The sequence below is a fragment of the Streptomyces sp. NPDC000941 genome (assembly GCF_053599555.1).
Genome location: NZ_JBSFMM010000002.1, coordinates 93,663 through 114,495, shown reverse-complemented (window position 1 = coordinate 114,495; position 20,833 = coordinate 93,663). Strand labels below are relative to the sequence as shown.

Genomic DNA, 20,833 nt, shown 5'->3' with positions numbered 1-20,833 from the left:
GTCGATCAGCGAGGGGGATATGGAAATGAACCTGCGGCAATCGCGTCTCAGACGCTCGGCGCACTCCGCGGCGCTGGTCGCGGCCACATTCACGCTCGCCTCGGGCGTGGCCGTAACACTGCCGTCGGCCACCGCCCACGCGGCCGACGCCACCGAGGTGGCCATCCCGTCGCCCGATGCCTACGCGGATCGGGCCGAGACGCTGCTGTCCACCGGCGACACCGGTGTGCTGCACCAGGAGCAGGGCTCCACGAGCTATCTGTGGACCAACACCTACAACCGCCAGACCGTTCCCGTGAAGGCGCTGGACGGTGTGGAACGGGAGTCGATCTTCTCCAGCCACGATCAGTCCAACCGGGTCGCCTACGCCACCACCGCCGCGGACGGCGCGACCACGATCACTCTGCTCAACGTCGACCAGAACACCAAGTCCACCCTGCGACTGCCGGACGGCTACGCACACCCCCAGGTGTACGGCGGGTTCGTCCTCGCCACCCGGACTCTGGAGGACGGCACATACGAACTGCGGGTGCTGCGGGCCCGCGCCGGGGACACCCCCTACGACGTGCAGGTGCAGCTGCCCGCGGACGCCACCGCCGAGTCCGAGCCGGTGGTGCTCGGCGGCGAGAGCACCTCGCTCCTCATCCGCTACCGCACCGGCTCCACCCACGGCTACGGCATCCTCAACGGCATCACCGGCGCGGTCGCGCCGCTGCCGGTCACCGGTGAGGCGAGCAGCTTCCGCCTCACGCGCGACACGGTGACATGGTTCAGCCGCCAGGACGAGCAGGGGGTGCGTGTGCTGCCGCGCGACGGCAGCACGACGACGCCGCGGGTCGTCCCGCTCACACCGCGGTCCGCCGACAGCGAGATCACCGCCTACACGGTGGGCCGGAACGTGCTGTGGCACGAGGGTGACCGCGGACCGCTGCGGCTGACGCCGATCGACGGGGCGGAGACCTCGCGCGTCCTGCTCGCCGATGTCGAACAAGGTCTGCAGGGGGCCAACAGCACGCTCACCGCCCTGGGCCGCGACGCGGACGGCACGCGGGCCATCCACCGGTTCACGGTGGACGGCAGCGGGCTCGTATTCGATCAGCAGTTGCGCGTGGTGGCGCCGGTCACGGTGGCGTACGGCTCGATCCAGGCGCTCGGCCTGGACCGGGGCACCGTCCGCTACGTCAACGCACTGCAGCAGACACAGCGGCTGCACGGCAAGGACATCGGCGCCTCGCTGGACCCGTCCGCCGGGGACGATCTGCCCGTCCACGGCGACTCCGCACCGGGGCGGTTCGCCGACGGCGGCGACGAGGGCCTGGCCCGGCTGGTGGCGGACCCGGACAACGGCGGCACGGACGTACTGGTGACGGGTGACGACCCGGACCAGCCGGTCGACCGGCTCCCGCTGCCCGCCGCGGACGGCCGCATCCTGGACGTCTCCCCCGAGTACGTCCTCTACGAGTCGCAGGGCCCGTACAAGCGGCAGTACGTCATCGACATCGTCCGCGACCGGATCGTCAAGGAACAGGCCCCGCAGGCCGCGGCCCTGGACTACGCCACCCTCTGGACGCCGTCCCCGGACCGGCCCGGCACCGTGATCGCCACCGATCTGCGTACCGGGAAGCAGACCGACACCGTGACGCTCGGCGCCTCCTGCACACCCGAGGAGCTGCAGAGCAACGGCACGCTTCTCTACTGGAGTTGCCCCGAACAGGGCGAGGCAGGTGTCCAGGACCCGGCCTCCGGGCTGACCTACCCCGCCCCGGCCGACGAAGTCCTCCTCGGCGACGGCTTCCTCGCCGGCCACAACTCTGTCGACGGCGCACTCACCCTGACCGGCCTCAACGAGGACGGCACCACCACCGATCTGGGCTCCGTCCTCGCGCTGAAGCCCACCTCCGCCGCCGACAGCCGAGGCATCACCTGGGCGGTGGACCGCCGCGCGGGCAAGCTCGCCTATGTCGACCGGGCGGAAACCGTGCACATCTTCGCGCCCCAGCACGGCGTCTCCGCGCTTTCCGTCCCGGACCGCAGCGTCCCCGCCACCTGGGACCGCGGCGAGGAGACCGCCGCCTGGAACGCCCAGTGGTGGCTGTCCAAGCCGGCCGCGTCCTGGAAGCTGACGCTGCACAACGACGACACCGACACCGAGGTGCACACCTGGAGCGGCGAGTCGACCGCGAGCACCGTCAACGCCTCCTGGGACGGCACCACCACCGACGGCGCCACCACCCCCGAAGGCGCCTACACCTGGACCCTCACCGCCACTCCGGCGGACGGTCAGGGTGACCCCGTCAGCGTGTCCGGGGCACTCACGGTCACCGGTTCATGAGGCCGGGCGACTCACCCGGCATGAAATCCTGACGCCCTACATCACCGAAGTTTCGGTCGGCGGAGCGCGGCAAGCGCCGCGCTCCGCCTCCCCGCACTCGGTGGCGGGGTCAGCCGGCGGCGTCCGACAGTTCCTCGTACAGCCCTTCCAGCGCGATGCGGTCGTCGTCCGTACCTGTGTGTGGCGCGCTGAACCAGCGTGCGTAGTCGACGATCTCGGCAAGCCGCCAGTCGAGCGCGAACAGTTCGGCCATCGCGGGGTCGGCGGCCAAACCGCCGCTCTCGTCCGTATCGAGCAGATCGGCGTAGTCCCGCTCGCGCGGCGCGAGAGCCAGCGACTCCCAGTCGACAAGCTTGAGACCGCCCGGCAACCACGACCTGATTGTCGTTGTGCGGCTCGCCATGGGTCGGCACCCAGACATCCCGGCGGGTGTCCGCGATGTCCGCCAGTTCCAGATAGCGGCTGGTCCAGCGCTTGACCTCGGCATGGTGTGCGGCCAGCGCGCCCCGGGCCCGCTCCGCCAGCGGGCCGGACGTCCAGGGCCGGGCGGTACGAGCCCGCAACTCATCCGCGAACACGGCACCCTCTGTCCAGTTCAACGATGCTCAGCTGTCCGGGTTACGGGCACTCGGAGAATTACGGGGCAGCTCTTCAGAAGCAGGTGGACCACAGTCACACGAGTTTCCGCCGCCCACATGGCGCGGTCACCGCCCACGTGGCGCGTCAGGTCACCAGGCCTTGGCGGTAGGCATAGACCACCGCTTGGACGCGGTCGCGGAGATCGAGTTTGGTGAGGATGCGCGACACGAAGGTTTTCACGGTCTCGTGGCTTATCTGAAGGACCGCGGCGATCTCACTGTTGGAGAAGCCGTCCGCGATGAGGCGCAGGACCTCAAGCTCGCGCGGGGTCAGCGGGATATCGCGCGAAGTGTCCTCGGCGGGCCGGATCCGGGCGGCGTACGTGCCCACGAGCCGGCGCGTCACCTCGGGGTCCAGCAGCGCCGCGCCGGTGGCCACGGTCCGGATCCCGTGCAGCAGTTGGGACGGCGGGGCTTCCTTGAGCAGGAATCCGCTCGCCCCCGCACGCAGCGCCTCGTACACGTACTTGTCCAGGTTGAACGTCGTCACCACGAGCACCTTGACGGGATGCGGCACCCCGGCGCCGGCCAGCAGACGGGTGGCCTCGATACCGTCGAGCACCGGCATGCGTACATCCATCACCACGACCTCCGGGCGCAGCCGGCCGGCGAGGTCGACCGCGGCCTGCCCGTCCGCGCATGCGCCCACCACCTCGAGGTCGGGCTGGGCGTCGATGATCGTCACCAGCCCGGTGCGGACCAGCACCTGATCATCGCAGACCAGGACCCGGATCGGTGCGGTCACGACGGGCCCCCCGCGGGTATCCGGGCCCGGACGACGAAGCCGCCGCCCGTCGGGGCGGCGCCCGCGCTGAAGTCGCCGCCCAGGACGTCGACCCGTTCGCGCAGACCGGCCAGGCCCCGACCACTCCCGCCGAGGGAGCCGGTCCGCGAGCCGGCTGACGAGCCGGCCGGCGAGCCGGAGCCGTCCGTGCCGACCTCCACGGTGATGTCCTTCTCGCCATGGCACACCTTGACCGAGGTGCGGTTGCCGTGGGCGTACTTGAGGGCGTTCGTCAGGGCCTCCTGAACGACCCGGTAGGCCACGAGGTCGGCGCTGCCGGTCGACTCCGCGGGCGTGCCCTCCTCGGTGAACTCCACCGGCTGCCCGGCCCGGCGCGTCTGCTCCACGAGCGTGAGCAGCCTGCCGACGGGCGGTGTCCTGGCCGGTCCGGAGCCGTGGTCGGGATTGATCAGGTCGAGCAGATGCCGCAGATCGGCGGTGGCCCGCCGGCCGGCATCGGTGACCGCGGTCAGGGCCTGGTCGAGGCGGTCGGGCGCGGCGGTCAGATACCGTGCCGCCTCGGCCTGTACGACCATCGCCGTCACATGGTGGGTGACGACGTCGTGCAACTCGCGGGCGATACGGGCGCGTTCGGCGGCGCGGGTGTCCTCTGCGACGCGGCGGCGGCGTTCGGCCTCCGCGGCCCGGGTGGAGCGCAGCCACCCCCCGATGCCCCACGCGAGGGCCAGGGCCAGGTAATACGTCACGAACTCGCTCGGCGGCTCGCCCGATCCGAGCTGGTAGAGGGCGACCGCCAGTGGCACGTACGCCACGGAGAAGAGCAGCACGGTGGCGCGCCGGTGCCGCTCCAGATGGGACCCGGCGGTCACCAGCGCGATGGGCATCGCGGTCCCCGCGAGCGAGTGGTAGCCACGGAGCTGGTCGACGGCGAAGCCGAGCGACACCAGGGAGAGACAGACGACCGGCCACCGCCGGCGCATGGCGAGCGGCAGGCATTGGAGGGCGACTGCCAAGATGGCCGGCGCGTCGAAGGGGCGGGCCGCGAGGCCGCCGAGCTGCGTCCCGTGGTTCTGGGACGCCGGCAGGAGCGACGCGGCGAGGATCAGCAGGCCGAGCGGGAGATCCCGGACCGTGACATCCAACCGGTGCCACGTCTCCGGGATCCGCCGAGAACTGATCACCGGGCGAGTGTAGCGGTGGCGGCAACCTCGACGGCGCGCCGACGGCGGGGCATCAGATGGCCGCGGCGGCGGGCCAGCCACATGAACACGATCGTCACCAGCACACCGAACAGCACCGTGTACAGACTTCCCTCCGGGCCGAAGTCGCCACCGGTGATCGGCGCCGGGCCCGATGTCGCGGAGTCCAGCAGTCCCTTCGGGGTGCCGTTGCCCGACACCTCGGTGCTGAAGATGGCGGAGATGGCGAAGTTCCAGCCGAAGTGCAGTCCTATCGGCACCCACAGGTTGCGCGTGGCGGCGTACGCGGCGCCGAGCATGCCACCGGCCTCGATCGCGATGGCAATGGCGCCCCACAGGCTGGCGTGCGGGTTGAGCAGATGCGACAGCCCGAACAGCACACCGGTCAGCGCCAGCGCGATCCAGGTGCCGATGCGCTCCTCGACGATCCTGAACAGGACACCGCGGAACATCAGTTCCTCCGTCACCGCGGCGGCGGCCATGAAGCCGAACAGCCCCACCGCGCCCGTCGGCGAGCCCAGGCCGTTGACCTTGTAGTAGCCGAGGAAGGCGATATTCGCGATGACGAACCCGGACATCACGAAGCCGATCAGCACCCCCCGGCCGATCGCGGCCCCGGCACCCTCCCGGGCCACTTCCGTGGACGGGCGGCGCTCGGTCCGCCGCACCACCCACCCGTAGACGAACACCGCGAGCACGGCTGTCGGGACGCCGATGGCCAGCTTGAGCCACGGGTTCCCCTCCACCGCGGCAAGGCCCTGGCCGCCGAGGAAGGCGACCGCCGCGACGGCCACCAGTTGCCAAACCAGCCTCATGAAGACTCCTTCGCCAGATCCGCGGCCGGAGCGCCGCGGCGGCACCGAACGCTACGGATCGGCGGGCCCGGAATCGTCACCACACGGTGGACACTTGCGCGTAGCTCGCACGGGGGACGGACCGGCGCCCTGCCCACGTGACGACGGACGCGGGCCCAGTACGCGTCCGCCACCGCTCACCAGGCATACGCCTCGGGCGCGGGCTTCGCCCCGTTCGGTGCGGGCGGCGGGAAGGTCTCGTCCAGCTTGGCGAGGGTGTCGTGGTCGAGGGTGATCTCCAGTGCGCGCAGGGTGCCGTCGAGCTGTTCGACCGTCCGCGGTCCGACGATCGGCCCGGTCACTCCGTCCTGCGCGAGCAGCCACGCCAGGCCGACGTGGGCCGGGTCCTCGCCGAGGTCGGCGCACAACTTCTCGTATGCCTCGACCGCTTCCCGCTGCTCGGCGAACGCGGCGGCCCACAGCCCCGAGCCGCTGCGGCCGGTCAGCCCCTCACGTTGCTTGCGCAGCACACCGCTGAGTACACCGCCGTGCAGCGGCGACCACGGGATCACGCCCAGCCCGTAGTGGCGCGCGGCGGGCAGCACCTCCAGCTCGGCCCAGCGGCTCATCAGGTTGTAGATGGACTGCTCGCTGACCAGCCCGAGGAAGTGCCGCGACCGGGCGGCCTCCTGCGCCTGCGCGATATGCCAGCCGGCGAAGTTGGACGAGCCGAAGTAGAGCACCTTTCCCTGCTGGCGAAGGACGCTGAACGCCTCCCAGATCTCTTCCCACGGGGTGTCCCGGTCGATGTGGTGCATCTGGTACAGGTCGATGTAGTCGGTCTGCAGCCGCTTCAGTGACGCGTCGACCGCGCGCCGGATGTGCAGCGCGGACAGCCCTCTTTCGTTGGGCCGGTCCCCCATCGGCAGGTAGGCCTTGGTGGCGAGGACGGTCTTCTCGCGCCGGCTACCACCCTGGGCGAACCACCGGCCGAGGATCTGCTCGGTGAGGCCTTCACCTTGCTGCGCGCCGTACGAGTTGGCCGTGTCGAAGAAGTTGATGCCGTACTCATGCGCATGGTCCATGATCGCGCCGCTGTCCTCTTCGGACGTTCGCGACCCGAAGTTCATGGTGCCGAGGACGAGCCGGGACACCGAGAGGCCACTGCGGCCCAGGCGGGTGTACTCCACGTGCTCCAACCTTTCAGGAGATGTCACTAGTCGCGCCGTATTCGCGTCAAGCAGGATGCGATGAAGGTACGACTTGCAACACCGATGACGCAAGTATCCAGTGAACCGTGACACTGCCGTATGCTTCCCCCATGAAGACGCAGAGGGAGTCGCCCCCCGCCCGCAGCCGACCGCTGCGCGCGGACGCCGAGCGGACGATGACGGCGATCCTGGAGGCGGCCGAGCGCACCCTCAGCCGCGACCCCGCGGCCACGATGGAGCAGATCGCCGAAGCCGCCGGCGTCGCCCGCACCACCGTGCACCGGCGCTTCGCCACCCGGGAGGCGCTGATCGACGCCCTGGCCGGGTGGGCCACCGAGCGGTTCGCCGCAGCGGTGGACGCCGCCCACCCGGACACGGCTCCGCCGCTGGTCGCTCTCTACCAGACGACCGCGAACGTCCTTGGCGTCAAGGTCAGTTGGGGATTCGCAATGAGCCAGGCATCCTCGGTCAACCCGGAGGTGGCGCGCGTCCACAGCGATGTACGGGACACCTGCGAGCGGTTGTTCCGCCGGGCCCAGGAGGCGGGTGTCCTGCGCGCCGACATCGACATCCCGTGGACCCGCCGCGTCTATTACGCCCTCATCCACGAGGCCGCGCAGAACAGGAACGAGCAGGACACCGCCACCCTCGCGACGCTCGTCGTGGACACCCTGCTCCGCGGCGCGGGCACCCCCCACCCCGACCGGCTGTGACACCGCTCCCGCCCCGCCGACCGTTTCAGTTCCGGAGTGCGTGGCCTTCTACCTGAGCCTCGCTGCTTCGGATCGGCCGGTTCGGACGAGTCGAGGCTGGTCCGCAGCGTCACCGGCTTCAGCAGGACGGCCGCCAGCATGGCCGTGCCGACGGCGAGACTTCCGAGGGCCGCGGACTCGTTCACTGCGGCGGTGCTCATCGGGCGGGCTCCAGGTCGTCGACGGGTGGTCCTACGCGACTGCTACTGCTCTCCCTCCGGTGTGCGCGTGGCGGGGTGGGGAGCGTGGTCGACGACGAGTTGCCGGTGTTTGCGCAGTTCACGGTGGCTGTTCCAGCCGAGCACTCCGACGACCTTGCCCTCGTGGCCGTACGCGGCGACGAAGCTGCGGTCGTCCGGGCTGCCGTGCACGATCGTCACGTCCGCGTCGCCGGGGAAGATGCCGTAGGCCTGGATACGGGCGTCGTACTGGTCGCTCCAGAAGTAGGGAACGGGGGCGAAGGGGCGCTGTTCGCCAAGGAGGTCCGCGGCCACGGCCATGCCCTGCTCGGTGGCGTTGAGGCGGTGTTCGATGCGCATCCGCACACCGAAGTGCGGGTTGTGCCAGGACGCGACGTCCCCGGCGGCGTAGATACCGGGCGCGGCCTGGCAGCGGGCGCCGCATTCCACGCCGTTGCCCAGGGGCAGTCCGGAGTCGGACAGCCAGCCGGTCGCGGGTGTGGATCCCACGGCGACCACGACCAAGTCCGCGTCGAGTTTCGTACCGTCGGCGAGTTCGACGGCGACCACGCGGCCGGCGGAGTCCAGGAACCGGGCCACGCCGACGCCCAGGCGCAGTGCGACCGAGTGATCGCTGTGCAGCTGTCCGACGAGTGCCCCGATCCGGTCGCCGAACTGCCGGTGCATGGGCACCGGGAGCGGGTCGACCAGTGTGACGTCCAGCCCCATGGTGCGGGCCACCGCCGCCACTTCGGCCCCGAGGAACCCGGCGCCGACCACCACGACCTTCGGCCGGGCCAGCAGGTGAGTGCGGAGCGTGAGGGCGTCGTCGAGCGTACGCAGGACATGCACGCCCGCCAGATCGTCGCCGGGCAGTCGGCGCGGGGTGACGCCGGTGGCGACGACCAGGGCGTCGTACGCGAGGCGGTCGCCGCCGTCCAGCAGGACCCTCCGCCTGACGATGTCCAACCCGGTTGCACGACGCCCGAGTCGGAAGTCCGCGTCCAGCCTGCCGATGGCCTGATCGTCACGCAGCCGCACCCGCTCCGGCTGCCAGTCGCCGGACAGGACCTGTTTGGACAGCGGCGGCCGGTCGTACGGCAGATGCGGCTCGTCGCCGACGAGGGTGAGGCTCCCGTCGTATCCCTTGTTGCGCAGGGCCTCAGCCGTGGCCAGTCCGGCGGCCGAGGCTCCTACGATCACCACATTCCTGAGCATCGGCGCCATCGCCCGCGTCACCAGGTCACCGGAAGCCGGTAGGCCCCGTAGACGAAACCGTCGTGTTTGAAGGGGATCTCCGCCAGGTCCGCGGCCAGGGCCAGGGTCGGGATCCGCCGCAGGAGGGTGGGGTAGACGACCTGGAGTTCCATCCGGGCCAACGGCTGGCCCAGACACTGGTGGATCCCGAATCCGAAGGCCACATGGCGGCGGGCGTCCCGCCGGATGTCCAGCCGGTCGGGGTCCGGGAAGACGGACGGGTCCCGGTTGGCGATCTCGTTGACCGGGATGATGCCCTCGCCGGCGCGGATGACCTGACCGGCGATCTCGATGTCCGCCAGCGCCGCCCGGCGCTGCCCGCCGTGGGTGATGGTGAGGTAGCGCAGCAGCTCGTCGACCGCCGAGGCGATCAGCTTCGGGTCCTCGGTGTCCCGGAGGAGGGCCAACTGGTCGGGGTGTTGGAGCAGGGCCAGCGTGCCGAGCGTGATCATGTTCGCGGTGGTCTCGTGCCCCGCGAACAGCATCAGCACCCCCATCTCGGTCGCGTCCTCCCGGTCCAGCTCACCGGCCTTGATCCGCTCGGCGAGCCCGGAGAGCAGGTCCTCGCGGGGGTGGGCCAGCTTCTCCCCCAGCAGTCCGTCCAGGTACTCGGACAGCCGCCCGCGGGCCGCCGCACGCTCCTCAGCGGTCGTTTCCCGGTTGATGATGGTTTTGCTGTTGGCCTGGAAGAACTCATGGTCGTCGTAGGGCACGCCGAGCAGATTGGAGATCACCAGCGACGGCACCGGCAACGCCAGCGCCTCGACCAGATCGACCGGCTTGGGACCGGCGAGCATCGTGTCGATCAGATCGTCCGTGATCTTCTGGGTGGGTGGCCGCAGCGCCTCCACCCGCTTGATGGTGAACGCGGACGTCACCATCCGCCGCAGCCGGGCGTGTTCGGGATCGTCCATCAAGATGAAGCTGGTGCCGGTCGACCGCTTGCCCTCCTTCTTCAGGGCGTCGATCACTTTCACCTCCCCGGGGGAGAGCTTCGGCGCACCGGGCCGGAAAGGGTCCACGCTGACCCTCGGGTCGGACATCAGCGACCGGTGTTCCTCCCAACCGGTGACCAGCCAGGCGAGGGTCCCGTCCCACAGCCGGATCCGCACCAGCGGGCCCTCCGCCTGCCGTGCCCGCATCGCGGGGGCCGGATCGAGCGGACACCGTGCGGACCTGACGATGTCGTACTCCGGGGTGTCCAGCGGGGTTCCACTCGTCGTGTTGCCTGCCGCACCGGTCACTGCTTCTCCTCGATCGTGGGGGGCGCTCGGGGGCTCGGAGATGCTCCAGCGAGAGATCGAACTCGACATCGCCGAAGACCAGGCAACACCAGTCGAGATGATTAAGTCAACCCGTTGACTTAACTTATGGCCGGATCCGGCCCGCCCCACGAACGGAGGCGCGCCGAACGGTTCGGCCGGTCAGCCCTCGCGCGTGAACGGCGCCCGCCACAGGGCGACGATGGCATCGATCAGACCATTCGCCGCCCCCTGCCAACTGGCCCGGGCAGTCGGCGCGTTGTCCGCAAGGGCACGCTCCCGCTCCGCGGACATCTGCGCGATCAAGTGACGCGTCATGGCCGCACGCTCGGCATGCACCTCGGCCGGCAGATCGGGCAGACAGCCCTCCAGCCCCTCCTGCAACCGCCGCATCGACGGCGACCCGGCCGCGAACTCCTCCACCGTGACGGCACGCAGCGCCGGATCCGCCGACACCTGGGCGATGAACCGCGCATACCAGCTGGGCGCGCCGAGAGCCGCCAAGTGCTCGGTCACCGGACGGACCGCACAGGCCACCCAGTCCCGCAGATCAGCGGACTCCCCGATCGCGTCCAGCATGCGCACACGGCCGACCTCCACCCGCTCCGCATGCCGACGGGCGATGGCGCGCACCAGATCGACCTTCGTGCCGAAGTGATAGCTGACCGCGGCATTGTTGCCCTGCCCGGCGGCCTCGCTGATCTGACGGTTGGCGACCGCATGCACCCCGCGCTCGGCAAACAGCCGCTCCGCCGCGTCCAGGAGTGCCACCCGCGTCGCACTGACCTGCTCGTCCCGTCTCGTCCTGTCGGCCATCGCCACCACCGCCTCGGGACATCACGCCAGTCCGCGAAGGCCCGTCCCCCAAGCCGCCGCGGATCCTCGACCAGGTCGGCGAGGTCAAACGACGAAAGCGTACGCAATGACCCGACCGATTCAGGCCACCTTCCCGTCCAGCCTCTCCCACGGGCGCGACCGTGGCGCGATCTCTGCCTGCGGAGGGCGAGGGGCTGACCGAGGACTACGAGGTGGACGGGGCGGTGCTGCCGGGAGGCACCACCGCCTTCTGGGGTCTGTCCGCCGCCAACCGCGACGAGCGGACCTCCGCCGACCCGGACGCGATGGGCCTCACCCGCAGCCCCAACCCTGCCGCACAAGCCGCCGAGCCTCGACCTGGCCGTACCGGTCACGCGGCTGCGGCAGATCGAAGGGCTCACCGTCGGTGGCCTGCGCGAGGTGCCGGTGCGATGGTGACCCGCCCCGCCGAAGCCTCCGTACCGACCGTACGGACCGGCAACGCAGGCCGACCCACAGGAAGGGAGCGACCGTGAAGGGCACGGCGGACGAGGACAGGTGCTGCGCCGCCGGGAGTCGCGTACTCGCCGCACCGGACGTCTTCGACCGGCGCGACGAGGACGGCATCATCGAGGACCGGCGAAGACCGGGGCAGCGCATCTTCGGACGGCTTCCGCGGGTGCCTTGCCCCCTCTTGTTTCAGGCCGCTTGTTTCAGGCCGCCGGGGTGACCGGCACCGTGGCCATCTCGGCCGCCTGGCGCAGCGCCTCGACCATGCTGCCGGCCTCCGCCGTGCCCGTTCCGGCGATGTCGAACGCGGTGCCGTGGTCGACCGACGTACGGATGACGGGCAGGCCCACGGTGAGGTTGACGCCCGCCTCGATGCCCAGGACCTTGACGGGGCCGTGGCCCTGGTCGTGGTACATGGCCACGATCAGGTCGTAGTCGCCGCGCCCGGCCAGGAAGAACGCGGTGTCGGCGGGGAGCGGGCCCCGAGCGTCGATGCCCTCGGCGCGCAGCACCTCCAGGGCCGGGACGATCTTCTCCTCTTCCTCGCCGTAGCCGAACAGCCCGTTCTCGCCCGCGTGCGGGTTGATACCGCAGACGCCGATGACGGGGTTCGGGGTCCCGGCGCGGACCATCGCCTCGTGGCCGCGGCGTACGGTGCGCTCGACGAGGCCCGGCTCGATGCGGTTGACCGCGTCGATCAGACCGATATGCGTGGTGACGTGGATGACCTTCACCTTCTCGGTGGAGAGCATCATCGAGACCTCTTCGGTCCCGGTCAGGTGGGCGAGGAGTTCGGTGTGGCCGGGGTAGATGTGGCCCGCGGCGTGCAGGGCCTCCTTATTGAGCGGCGCCGTGCAGATGGCGTGCACCTCGCCCGCCACGGCGAGTGCGGCGGCCCGCTCGATGTACGCGTACGCGGCGCCGCCCGCGACCGGCGACAGCTCGCCCCAGGGCAGGTCGGCGGGGAGCAGGCCGAGGTCGACGACGTTGACGCGGCCGGGGGTGAACTCGGCGTCGCGCGGGTGATCGATGGCGGCGATCTCGCAGTCCAGGCCCAGGATGCGGGCAGCCTCGCGCAGCCGCTGTCCGTCGCCGATGACGACGGGGCGGCAGCGGGTCAGAACGGCGCCGTCGAGGAGGGCCGCGACGACGACCTCGGGGCCGATACCGGCACCGTCGCCCATGGTCACGGCGATGAGGGGCAGGGGGGTGGGCATAAGAGCAACTCCTAGGCGGGAGGCGGGCGGTGGCAGGTGCGCGATGTGCGCAACCGCGCCGGGCTCGGCGGCGCCCACGGGATCGAACCTCCTTGGGCACGTCCGGCGTGGGCGGCCCGGTTAGGATCATGACACAATTTGCGTGAAGCGCGCGAGACCTCTTGCGCGAATTACGCAGTCGTGCGAGCGTTCCCGTGGCGCCGACGGCCGTCACCCGCGGACCTCGTCGCCCTCGTGGACGTGGCGCGTACCGGCTTACACAGCTCATCGCGCCGCACTGGGCCGCAGCAGCGCATGGCCGGGAACCAGCGCGGCGACCGGTCGAGGCCGCGTAGCCGCACGGCACCATCCGCGATGCGCACATCACGCATGGGATCGCGTATGAATTCGTATGAATTCGCGCATGGGATCCCGCATGGGATCGCGCATCAGCAGCACGAGACCGCACCACCCGCACCACCCGCTTCGGAAGGACCCGCCGTGACCGTCGGCCTTGAACTCCCGCACGTCCCCGTCCCGCTGTCCCGTCTCGTGCTCGGCACGATGACGTTCGGCGATACCGCCGACCGCGCGACGGCCGCCGCGATGGTGGACGCCGCGCTCGATGCGGGCATCACCGGTGTGGACACCGCCAACGGCTACGCGGGCGGCGAGAGCGAGCGCATCCTCGCCGAGCTGCTGCCCGGCCGCCGCGACCGGGTGGTTCTCGCCACGAAGGCCGGCATCCCGCACCCCGACCAGGGCGAACATGCGCCGCTCTCCCCCGAGGGCCTGCGCGCCGCGCTCGACGGGAGCCTCAAGCGCCTGGGCACCGACCACGTCGACCTCTTCTATCTGCACCAGCCGGACCGCAGGACACCCATCGCCGACACCCTGGCGACCGTCGCCGATTTCGTACGGGCGGGCAAGGTCCTCGCCCTCGGCGTCTCCAACTTCGCCGCCTGGCAGATCGCCGAGCTGAACCGCGTGGCCGACGTGGTCGGCTCCCCCCGCCCCGTCGTCGCCCAGCAACTCCACAATCTCCTCGCGCGCCGTATCGAGGAGGAGTACACGGAGTTCGCCGCCGTCACCGGACTGCACACGATGGTCTACAACCCGCTCGGTGGCGGCCTGCTCACCGGCCGCCACAGTTTCGAGCAGGCCCCGGCGGGCGGGCGCTTCGGCGACTCCAAGCTGGCCGCGATGTACCGCGAGCGGTATTGGAACGAGGAGCTGTTCCGCGCGGTCACCGACCTGACCCGTATCGCCTCCGACGCGGGCCTGCCGCTGACCGACCTGGCCCTGCGCTGGCTGCTGTCGCGGCCCTCCACCGACGCGCTGCTGCTCGGCGGCTCCAAGGTCGAGCACCTGAAGGCCAATATCGCCGCCGCGGCCGCGGGCCCGCTGCCCGCGGCCGTGCTGGCCGCTTGCGACGAGGTCGGCGCCCGGCTGCGCGGCCCGATGCCCGCCTACAACCGCTGACCTCGCGGCCCACCGCCGCACCTCGCACACCACCGCCACACCTCGCAGCCCACTGCTGCACCTCGCCGCCCACCTCGCAATGGAGACACACATGGCCACCGGCCGCACGTCCGCCGAGTTCACCGCCGCGCTGCGCAATCGCGAGCAGCTGATCGGTTACTGGTCGCTGCTCGACTCGCCGATCGCTGCCGAGCGCCTCGCCCGTATCGGCTACGACTACCTGGCCTTCGACGCCCAGCACGGTCTCTTCGGCTACCAGGGCATGCTGAACAACCTCCTCGCCACCGACACCAAGGGCAGCACCGCCGTCGGCATGGTGCGCGTCGAGGCCAACGACCTCACGTACATCGGCAAGGCGCTCGACGCGGGGGCGAGCGCCGTGATCGTCCCACTGATCGACAACGCCCAGGACGCCGCCGACGCCGTCGCCGCCGTCCGCTATCCGCCGCTGGGCCGCCGCTCGTACGGCCCGATGCGCGCCCAGCTGCGTATCGGCCCGAACCCGGCCGATACGCACGATCAGACCGCCGTGCTCGCGATGATCGAGACGGCCGACGGCCTGGCCAATGTCGAGGAGATCTGCGCGACCCCCGGCCTGGACGGCATCTACGTCGGCCCGTCCGATCTGCGTCTGGCCATCGGCGGCGCGACCTCCACCGACCCCGCCGTGCAGGATGAGTTCGAGCAGGCTCTCACCCGCGTCCGCAAGGCGGCCGAGGCGGCGGGCATCGCGGCCGGGATCCACAACGCCGACGGTGCGAGCGCCGCCCACCGCCTCGCCGAGGGCTTCACGTTCGCGACCGTCTCGGCCGACGTCGTGCATCTGCAGCAGATCGCGACGTCCCACCTCCAGGCGGCACGGGGCGAGGCGCGCTGATGCCGACCACGCTCATCACGACGCCCACCTTCGCCCGGCACTCGGCGCGCCCCTGGAAGATCCTGGAGGACGCCGGGGCGGGTCCCCTGCGCCCGTACGAGGACGTGGCGCTGCCCGCCGCCGAACTCCTCGAGTACGCGGCCGGTGCGGACGCGTTGATCGTTGGCATGGACCCGATCACCGCCGAGGTGATGGACGCCGCGCCCCGTCTCAAGGTGATCGCCAAGCACGGCGTCGGCGTCGACACCATCGACGTGGCCGCCGCCCACGCGCGTGCGATACCGGTGGTGTGCGCGCCGGGCAGCAACTCACGTGCGGTGGCGGAGTACACCTTCGGCCTGCTGCTGTCCGCGACCCGCTCCCTCGCCGCCTCGCACACCGCGGTGGCGGCGGGCGGCTGGCCGAAGCTGTTCGGCCCCGAGCTGCACGGCAAGACGCTGGGCATCGTCGGCTTCGGCCGCATCGGCCGCCTGCTGGCCGGCTACGCCCGTGCCTTCGGGATGGAGTTGCTGGCCCACGACCCGTACGTCCCCGAGGCCGACGTCCGCGCGCACGGCGCCGAACCGGTCGCGCTCGACGCCCTGTTGGTGCGCGCCGATGCCGTCAGCCTGCACACCCCGCCCGACCCGTCCGGCACCCCGCTGCTCGACCGCGACCGCCTGGCGGCGATGAAGCCGGGCGCGATCCTGGTCAACGCCGCACGCGGCGGGCTCGTCGACGAACGCGCGCTCGCCGACCTGCTCGGCTCCGGACACCTCGGGGCCGCGGCCCTCGACGCGTTCAGCACCGAACCGCTGCCCGCCGACCACCCGCTGCGCGCGGCCCCGCGCACCCTCCTCACCTCCCATATGGCCGCCTGCACACCCGAGGCCAACCAGGCCATGGGCGCGATGGTGGCCGAGGACGTCATCCGCGTACTGGCGGGCGAGGAGCCGCACCACCAGGCGCGCTGAGACACCACGGCACGCGGACACTGCGCGCTCAGACACCACAGCACGCAGACACCACGCCACTGAGACTCCGCGACACGCACGCACAAGGCCCCACACCACCCCCCGCTGTCCCCATTCCGGATACCGGCGACGGCGCCGGCAGATCCCCTAAGGACCTGATATGGCCACCACGACCGACGGCACCACCGCGGCGCCACCACCCGCGCAGGCCGACCCGTACGCGCTGCGCGCCGAAGACGCCCGCCCGGCCCCCGTGACCTTCGGTGGCCGAGTACGCCACCTCGGCCCCGGTCTCGTGCTGTCCGCCGCCGTCGTCGGCTCCGGTGAACTGATCACCACCACCTCGCTCGGCGCCAAGGCCGGGTTCGCGCTGCTGTGGCTGGTGATCGTCTCCACGGCGGTCAAGGTCTGGGTGCAGATGGAGCTGGCCCGCTGGACCATCCTCAACGGCCGCCCGGCGCTCGACGGCTTCCGTGACGTCGGCCCCCGGATCGGCCGGCTGAGCTGGATCAACTGGCTCTGGATCGGTATGGACTTCGCCAAGATGTTCCAGCGCGGCGGCATCATCGGCGGCACCGCGGCGGCCTGTTCGATCCTGCTGCCGATAAACGGGGCGGCGCTGAGCACGTCCTCCCTGACGATCTGGGCCATCATCGTCACCGGTGCGGCCATCCTCATCCTGCAGACAGGCAAGTACCCCGTCGTCGAGCGGGTCGAGGTCATCGGCATCACGCTCAAGACCATCATCACCTTCGGCCTGGCGCTCGCCCTGCCGTTCACCGCCTTCGGATACGGTCCCGAGCAGTTCGCCGACGGACTGAGCTTCCAGATCCCCGCGGGCACGGTCGGCATCGCACTCGCCATGTTCGGCATCACCGGCGTCGGCGCCGACGAGATGACGACGTACACGTACTGGTGCATGGAGAAGGGCTACGCCCGCTGGACCGGCCCCGACGACGGCACCGAGGAGCGCGCCCAGCGGGCCGAGGGCTGGCTCAAGGTCATGCGGCTCGACGTGGCGGTCTCCTGGGTCATCTGCACCATCTGCACCCTGTCCTTCTATGTGATCGGCGCCTCGGTGCTCCACCCACAGGGCCTGGTGCCCGAGGGCAACGGCATGATCACCACGCTGTCGCACATCTACACCGACACGCTCGGACCCTGGGCCGAGTATCTGTTCCTGGCCGGTGCGATCGCCGTCCTCTTCTCGGTCACCGTCGCCTCGTCGGCCAGTGTCCCGCGCCTGTGGACCAACACCCTCGGTCTGCTCGGAGTGATCGACTGGAAGGACATGCGCGTACGCACGCGCACCATCCGCATCCTCACCTGCTGTCTGCCCCCGGTGTGGATGTGCATCTTCCTGTGGGTCCAGTCCCCGGTCCTGATGGTGCAGATCGGCGGCATCGGCGGAGGCATCTTCCTGCTCGCGGTCGTGGTCGCGGTCTGGCGTCTGCGCTACACCGGCGTCCCGCCCCGCTTCCGCGCCAACCCGTGGCTGACCGCCGCCCTCGTCATGAGCAGCGCGGCGATCCTGTTCCTCGGGGTGTACGGGGTGCTCGACACGCTCGAGCTCACGCCCGGCAGCTGATTCCGGCGCCCCCTGACACCGCACGCCACCCCGCCGCCCGCCCCGGCCCGGCCCCGACTCACGGGTCCGGCTCCGCCGGGGCGGGCGGCGGGGTTACGCGGCCGGGGGCGGCACGGCAACGACGCCGGCGAAGTCCAGGTCAATCCTGGTCAGAGATCGATGGAGTTGTAGCCGCAGGTGAGGTAGCGGCCGTACCCGAACCGTTCCTCGAGGTCGTCATCCGGGTCGACATCGTCATCGACCGTAATGGCCTCTCGCCATGTCGATTTGTTCCCCTGGATCTGCCGAACATAGACGCCTTTCCCGTCAGGAAGTGCCGGCTGCTTCAACTCGGGGAGCGCAAGGCGTGCCCAGTCGATCGTCACCTCGATGTCGTCGGCTTCCTCCTCCGCGATCGCTTGGTAGACGTTCGCGAGGAAATACTCAATCCACTCACCGGCCTCGAAATCGTCCATCTCCTCCTCGTACTCGCTTCCGGGTTCGGGCTCTCCCCCGTGCGGCCGCCCGCCGCTCCCGAAGCTGATCATGGTGAGTTCGGGGACCTTGACCTGGAGGAATGGGTAGAGGTCCACCTCCATCGCCAACTGCCCTGCCTGGTAAACTCTGACGAGGAAGTTGTCCCTGGCCCCGGCCCAGTTACCGAGCCGGAGGTACTCGACCGCGGCCTGCTGGATCGCGGGAAGGCTGTGGCTGACCTCGATGTCCTCCCATCCACCGCCGCCCTGGTGAAATGATCCTTCGAACACGTAGAAGCTGTACACGCCGTCTCCCCGTATCGTTGTAGCCCGCCCCTGGGCCGACGCCCCAGCCTCCGATGAGGCGGATGGGGGCGTGGCACGTGTCTACCAGATCGAACTGACAAGCGGCGGCTCAGCGGCCGTGGCGGAAGTGGCGGTCCGCGTCGGTCAGGGCCTGGCCCAGCAGGTCGACGATGTGGTCGAGTTCGTCCTGGGTGGCGATCAGTGGCGGAGCGATCTGTACGACCGGGTCGCCGCGGTCGTCCGCGCGGGCCAGGAGTCCGAGGTCGCGCATGCGGGCGGGGAGGAACTGCTTGATCAGTTCGTCCTTGCGATCGGCGTCGAAGCGCTCGCCGTCCGGTCCGGCGACGAGTTCGAGGGCCCAGAAGAAGCCGTCACCGCGGACGTCGCCGACGATGCTCAGCTCGGTCAGTTCGGTGAGCCGCTTGTGGAGGTGCCCGGTCAGGGACCGGACGTTGGCGAGGACGCCGTCTCGTTCGAAGATGTCGAGGTTGGTCAGGGCGGTGGCGGCGGCGACCGGATGGCCGGCGAAGGTCAGGCCGTGCAGGAGTGTCACGCCGTCGTCGTAGAAGGGCTCGGACACCTTGTCGGACACCAGGACGGCGCCGAGCGTGGCGTAGGACGAGGTGAGCCCCTTGGCCGTGGTGATCATGTCGGGGACGGCGCCGTACTTGGACACCGCGAAGTACTCGCCGATACGGCCGAAGCCGGTGATGACCTCGTCGGCGACCAGGAGGAATCCGTACCGGTCCGCCATCGCCCGCAGCCCTGCCCAGTAGCCCGCCGGGGGTGTGAAGCAGCCACCGGCGTTCTGCACGGGTTCGGCGATCAGCATGGCCACGTTCTCCGGGCCGGCCTCCAGCACCGCCGCCTCGGTTTCGGCCAGCAGCCGCCGGGTGAAGGCCTCCTCGTCGGCGTCGGTGGTGCGGTAGCGGTTGGTGTTGGGCACATGGGTGACCTCGAAGGCCGGTGCGCCGAAGGGTTCCTTGAGCGCCGGAATGCCCGTCAGCGCGAGGGCGCCCATGGTCTGGCCGTGGTAGGCGGTGCGACGGGCGATGGCCTTGGTGCGCTGCGGTTGGCCCTGCGCCACGTGGTACATGCGGGCGAGCTTCCACGCGGACTCCACGGACTCCGAACCGCCGGAGGTGAAGAACACGCGGTTGATGCCGTCGGGGGCCAGCGCGGCGAGTCGTTCGGACAGCTCGATGGCGGCGGGGTGCGCCATGTTCCACAGGGTGCTGAACGGCAGGCGGTTCAGCTGCTCTTCGGCCGCCTTGGCGAACTCGGGTCCGTAGGAGTAGCCGAGCTGGGCGCAGAACAGGGCGGACAGGCCGTCGATATAGCGTTTCCCGGCCGCGTCGTGGACGTAGACGCCTTCGGCCCGGTCGGGCAGGAACACTCCCTGCCCGTTGCGCAGGCTCGCGTGCCGGCCGAAGTGCAGGAGCAGATGGTCGCGGGCGGCTGCCTGCAGCTGGGCGGCCCTGAGGGCGGTGGCGGACTGATCGGGCATGCGGCTCTCCCAAGAGGTCGGCGGGCGCACCATGGACGGCGCACCGTGGAGGGCGCACCAGGGGCGGCGCACCGTCCACGGCGTGGGACGGGAAAGGGCGGTGTCGTCAGCTCTCGTCGGCACGTGTCAGGTCACGCACCGCCGAGTCCAGATGCGCGTTGACGGCGTCCAGCAGGGCCTGTTCGTCCTCGCCCTGGAGCAGGACCACCAGCTGCTGGTGTTCGGCGACGAGCAGGTCCTGCTCCGGGTAGAAGTCCATCAGGCTGCCCAGACAGATCCGGGTCTCGGCGAGGAGGGTGGTGAACATCCTGCTGAGTCTGGGGCTCTCGGCGGCGTCGACGAGAGCGCTGTGGAAGGCCAGGTCCTGCTCGGCGACGAGGCGGCTGTCCCCCTGGCCGGCCAGGGAGCGCATCTCGTCGACGACGGCCGCGAGCCGGTCCAGGTGGGCCTGGGACTTGCTCCGGTGCAGCTGGGTGGCCGCTTCCCGCTCGATCGCGCGCCGGGCGGTGTAGATGTCCCTGATGTCGGCGGCGTCCAGCTCGACGACGAACACGCCCCGGTTGGGGATGTTGGTCAGCAGTCCTTCCTGCACCAGGCGCTGAAGCGCTTCCCGTACGGGCCCGCGGCTGACGCCCAGCCGGGTGGCCAGCTGCGGCTCGATCATCCTGCTGCCCGGCGCGAACGCGCCGGAGACGATCTGACCCCGCAGCCGGTCGGCGATGATCTCGGAAGTGGTCCGCGGGTTGACGGGGGTGAGCTCCTCGAGTCCCGGCTGCGACACGTTCCCTGATCCCT

The 20,833-nt window shown here is 70.6% G+C and carries 19 protein-coding genes and 1 pseudogene; 8 read left to right on the top strand and 12 right to left on the bottom strand.

The features are described 5' to 3' along the window. Nucleotides 1-25: 25 nt before the first annotated feature. On the top strand, nucleotides 26-2,332 hold the full coding sequence (locus ACWDSL_RS01325) for a FlgD immunoglobulin-like domain containing protein (protein WP_450480474.1): 2,307 nt from the start codon (nucleotides 26-28) through the stop codon (nucleotides 2,330-2,332). 109 nt (nucleotides 2,333-2,441) lie between these two features. Here ACWDSL_RS01325 and ACWDSL_RS01320 read toward each other — a convergent pair whose 3' ends face one another. The 5 genes from ACWDSL_RS01320 to ACWDSL_RS01300 all read right to left on the bottom strand — a co-directional run bounded on the left by ACWDSL_RS01320 (nucleotide 2,442) and on the right by ACWDSL_RS01300 (nucleotide 6,898). Continuing rightward, the gene (locus ACWDSL_RS01320; protein WP_450480472.1) at nucleotides 2,442-2,735 is read right to left on the bottom strand and encodes a hypothetical protein; all 294 of its coding nucleotides are present in this window, start codon (nucleotides 2,733-2,735) and stop codon (nucleotides 2,442-2,444) included. A gap of 320 nt (nucleotides 2,736-3,055) precedes the next feature. After that, the gene (locus ACWDSL_RS01315; RefSeq protein ID WP_450480470.1) at nucleotides 3,056-3,715 is read right to left on the bottom strand and encodes a response regulator; all 660 of its coding nucleotides are present in this window, start codon (nucleotides 3,713-3,715) and stop codon (nucleotides 3,056-3,058) included. Beyond that, nucleotides 3,712-4,896 (bottom strand): sensor histidine kinase, encoded by a 1,185-nt coding sequence (locus ACWDSL_RS01310; RefSeq protein WP_450480468.1) that lies wholly within the window; start codon nucleotides 4,894-4,896, stop codon nucleotides 3,712-3,714. The genes ACWDSL_RS01315 and ACWDSL_RS01310 overlap by 4 nt, the downstream gene beginning before the upstream one ends. After that, nucleotides 4,893-5,729, bottom strand: a complete 837-nt coding sequence (locus ACWDSL_RS01305; protein ID WP_450480466.1) for a CPBP family glutamic-type intramembrane protease — start codon at nucleotides 5,727-5,729, stop codon at nucleotides 4,893-4,895. The genes ACWDSL_RS01310 and ACWDSL_RS01305 overlap by 4 nt, the downstream gene beginning before the upstream one ends. 176 nt (nucleotides 5,730-5,905) lie before the next feature. Beyond that, nucleotides 5,906-6,898, bottom strand: a complete 993-nt coding sequence (locus ACWDSL_RS01300) for an aldo/keto reductase (RefSeq protein ID WP_450480464.1) — start codon at nucleotides 6,896-6,898, stop codon at nucleotides 5,906-5,908. A gap of 131 nt (nucleotides 6,899-7,029) precedes the next feature. Here ACWDSL_RS01300 and ACWDSL_RS01295 point away from each other — a divergent pair, with 131 nt between their 5' ends. After that, on the top strand, nucleotides 7,030-7,632 hold the full coding sequence (locus ACWDSL_RS01295; RefSeq protein WP_450480462.1) for a TetR/AcrR family transcriptional regulator: 603 nt from the start codon (nucleotides 7,030-7,032) through the stop codon (nucleotides 7,630-7,632). A 242-nt stretch (nucleotides 7,633-7,874) separates the two neighbouring features. Here the strand turns inward: ACWDSL_RS01295 and ACWDSL_RS01290 are convergent, their stop codons facing one another. The 3 genes from ACWDSL_RS01290 to ACWDSL_RS01280 form a co-directional block, all read right to left on the bottom strand. Further along, the gene (locus ACWDSL_RS01290) at nucleotides 7,875-9,068 is read right to left on the bottom strand and encodes an NAD(P)/FAD-dependent oxidoreductase (protein WP_450480566.1); all 1,194 of its coding nucleotides are present in this window, start codon (nucleotides 9,066-9,068) and stop codon (nucleotides 7,875-7,877) included. 17 nt (nucleotides 9,069-9,085) lie between these two features. Next, on the bottom strand, nucleotides 9,086-10,351 hold the full coding sequence (locus tag ACWDSL_RS01285; RefSeq protein ID WP_450480460.1) for a cytochrome P450: 1,266 nt from the start codon (nucleotides 10,349-10,351) through the stop codon (nucleotides 9,086-9,088). A 180-nt stretch (nucleotides 10,352-10,531) separates the two neighbouring features. Further along, nucleotides 10,532-11,185 carry a TetR/AcrR family transcriptional regulator gene (locus ACWDSL_RS01280; RefSeq protein WP_450480458.1) on the bottom strand — a complete coding sequence of 218 codons (654 nt, stop codon included), beginning with the start codon at nucleotides 11,183-11,185 and terminating at the stop codon, nucleotides 10,532-10,534. A 161-nt stretch (nucleotides 11,186-11,346) separates the two neighbouring features. Here ACWDSL_RS01280 and ACWDSL_RS01275 point away from each other — a divergent pair, with 161 nt between their 5' ends. Together ACWDSL_RS01275 and ACWDSL_RS01270 are read left to right on the top strand one after the other, a co-directional pair. Next, a complete protein-coding gene (locus ACWDSL_RS01275; protein ID WP_450480454.1) occupies nucleotides 11,347-11,700 on the top strand; it encodes a hypothetical protein in 354 nt (117 codons plus the stop codon). Continuing rightward, nucleotides 11,697-11,795 (top strand): annotated as a pseudogene (locus ACWDSL_RS01270) (ferredoxin); the annotation flags it as partial. The gene ACWDSL_RS01275 and the pseudogene ACWDSL_RS01270, both read left to right, overlap by 4 nt. 82 nt (nucleotides 11,796-11,877) lie before the next feature. Here ACWDSL_RS01270 and pdxA read toward each other — a convergent pair. Then, nucleotides 11,878-12,891, bottom strand: a complete 1,014-nt coding sequence (gene pdxA, locus ACWDSL_RS01265) for a 4-hydroxythreonine-4-phosphate dehydrogenase PdxA (protein WP_450480452.1) — start codon at nucleotides 12,889-12,891, stop codon at nucleotides 11,878-11,880. A 480-nt stretch (nucleotides 12,892-13,371) separates the two neighbouring features. On the opposite strand from pdxA, the gene ACWDSL_RS01260 reads away from it, so the two are divergent. The 4 genes from ACWDSL_RS01260 to ACWDSL_RS01245 all read left to right on the top strand — a co-directional run bounded on the left by ACWDSL_RS01260 (nucleotide 13,372) and on the right by ACWDSL_RS01245 (nucleotide 17,770). After that, the gene (locus tag ACWDSL_RS01260) at nucleotides 13,372-14,352 is read left to right on the top strand and encodes an aldo/keto reductase (protein WP_450480451.1); all 981 of its coding nucleotides are present in this window, start codon (nucleotides 13,372-13,374) and stop codon (nucleotides 14,350-14,352) included. Nucleotides 14,353-14,443: 91 nt separating this feature from the next. Next, on the top strand, nucleotides 14,444-15,229 hold the full coding sequence (locus tag ACWDSL_RS01255) for an HpcH/HpaI aldolase family protein (RefSeq protein ID WP_450480449.1): 786 nt from the start codon (nucleotides 14,444-14,446) through the stop codon (nucleotides 15,227-15,229). After that, entirely contained in the window at nucleotides 15,229-16,182 is a 954-nt protein-coding gene (locus ACWDSL_RS01250) for a phosphoglycerate dehydrogenase (RefSeq protein ID WP_450480447.1), read from the top strand. The genes ACWDSL_RS01255 and ACWDSL_RS01250 overlap by 1 nt, the downstream gene beginning before the upstream one ends. Before the next feature lie 160 nt (nucleotides 16,183-16,342). Continuing rightward, nucleotides 16,343-17,770: an Nramp family divalent metal transporter gene (locus tag ACWDSL_RS01245; RefSeq protein WP_450480445.1), complete on the top strand. Its 1,428-nt coding sequence runs from the start codon at nucleotides 16,343-16,345 to the stop codon at nucleotides 17,768-17,770. A 149-nt stretch (nucleotides 17,771-17,919) separates the two neighbouring features. On the opposite strand, the gene ACWDSL_RS01240 is transcribed toward ACWDSL_RS01245, so the two are convergent. The 3 genes from ACWDSL_RS01240 to ACWDSL_RS01230 form a co-directional block, all read right to left on the bottom strand. Further along, a complete protein-coding gene (locus ACWDSL_RS01240) occupies nucleotides 17,920-18,531 on the bottom strand; it encodes a hypothetical protein (protein ID WP_450480443.1) in 612 nt (203 codons plus the stop codon). A 109-nt stretch (nucleotides 18,532-18,640) separates the two neighbouring features. Continuing rightward, nucleotides 18,641-20,038, bottom strand: a complete 1,398-nt coding sequence (locus ACWDSL_RS01235; protein WP_450480441.1) for an aspartate aminotransferase family protein — start codon at nucleotides 20,036-20,038, stop codon at nucleotides 18,641-18,643. A gap of 106 nt (nucleotides 20,039-20,144) precedes the next feature. Beyond that, nucleotides 20,145-20,819, bottom strand: coding sequence for a GntR family transcriptional regulator (locus tag ACWDSL_RS01230; RefSeq protein ID WP_450480440.1), 675 nt, complete (start codon nucleotides 20,817-20,819; stop codon nucleotides 20,145-20,147). Between the last annotated feature and the right edge of the window lie 14 nt (nucleotides 20,820-20,833).